The organism is Mycobacterium sp. E3339 (assembly GCF_001666915.1).
Lineage (GTDB): Bacteria > Actinomycetota > Actinomycetes > Mycobacteriales > Mycobacteriaceae > Mycobacterium.
The window spans coordinates 1-1,359 of sequence record NZ_LZIZ01000036.1 but is presented as its reverse complement, the minus strand read 5'-3'; the positions used below and the strand labels follow the sequence as shown (position 1 = coordinate 1,359).

Genomic DNA, 1,359 nt, shown 5'->3' with positions numbered 1-1,359 from the left:
CCGGGCCGTTCACCTGGCTGACCAGCGCCATCCAGAACTTCCTGCAAAGCGGGTTGCCCACCCCCACGAACAACTACCTCGGGCTGAACCCGACCCTCTACACCGTGATCCTCAAGCAGACGTCGGGCCTCGGTTACTTCTCCAACGGCCTGGCGCAGTTCAGTTCGTCGATTGCCCAGCAGTTGGTGTTCGGGCCCGGTGGTAGCACGGCCGGTGCCGGTGGGGCCTGGTTCCCGACCCCGCAGTTCGCGCAGTTGGGGTTGGGCAACCTGGGCAGCTTGAGCAGCAACGTGGTCTCGGCCGGTGCCGGGCAGGCCGCCCAGGTCGGGGGTTTGTCGGTGCCCCAGCAGTGGGCCACGCTGACCTCGGCGGTCAGCCCGGCCAACGCCGCCGAGGCCGAGGCCGCCCCCCTGCAGGCCGGGGCGAGCAATCCGCCGGGCAACGCCCTGCTGCGCGGCATGCCCACCGGCGTCATGGGCCGCCGCGCCGGCGCCGCCGCGGGCTACTCGCACAAATACGGATTCCGCTACAGCGTGCTCACCCGACCACCCTCGGCCGGATAAGGAAAGGCCAGGTGAACGGAAGTTGTACACGAATGAACACTCGGCACTAGGGAGGCGAGGCAGCGCGTGACCCACTTAATCTCAGCAGTAAGCCATGCGTGCGGTACGCCCGCCCGCGGACCGTTCTCCGAAGGCCGCCGGGCCTAGGAGCAGGGAGGGATTTTCAGATGTCGTTTGTCACGACGCAGCCGGAGGCGCTGGCCGGGGCCGCGGGCAACTTGCGAAGCATTGGCGCGGCGCTGAATGCGCAGAACGCCGCGGCGGCAGCCCCGACGACGGGGGTGGTGCCGGCGGCCGCTGACGAGGTATCGGCACTGACCGCGGCGCAGTTCTGTGCGCACGGGCAGATGTATCAGGCCGTGAGCGGCCAGGCGTCGGCGATTCACGAGATGTTCGTCAACACCCTGAGCATGAGCTCCGGGTCCTACGCGGTGACTGAGGCGGCCAACGCGGCCGCGACGGGTTAAGGAGCCAAGGATGTTTGATTTCGGGATGCTTCCGCCGGAGGTTACGTCGGCGAAGATTTATGCCGGTCCGGGGTCGGGGTCGTTGATGACTGCGGCGTCGGCGTGGAATGCGGTTGCTGCGGAGTTGCAGTCGGCGGCGTTGAGTTATCAGAGCGTGGTGACGCAGCTGGCCAGTGAGGAGTGGGCGGGTACGGCTTCGGCGGCGATGGCGGCCGCGGCCACTCCGTATGCGGAGTGGCTCAGTGCCACGGCGGCGCAGGCCGAGCAGGCGGCGGTGCAGGCCAGCTCGGCGGCGGCGGCTTATGAGTCGGTGTTTTCCTCGGTGGTGC

The 1,359-nt window shown here is 68.4% G+C and carries 3 protein-coding genes; all 3 read left to right on the top strand.

The annotated features are described in order from the left end of the window. Positions 1-563, top strand: a 563-nt coding sequence (locus tag A5702_RS02915; protein ID WP_197506488.1) for a PE/PPE C-terminal domain-containing protein, incomplete at its 5' end; no start/stop codon positions are given. 167 nt (positions 564-730) lie between these two features. Further along, positions 731-1,030, top strand: coding sequence for a PE family protein (locus A5702_RS02910; RefSeq protein WP_068218107.1), 300 nt, complete (start codon positions 731-733; stop codon positions 1,028-1,030). A gap of 10 nt (positions 1,031-1,040) precedes the next feature. After that, on the top strand, positions 1,041-1,359 hold a 319-nt coding region (locus A5702_RS02905), incomplete at its 3' end, for a PPE domain-containing protein (protein WP_156669462.1).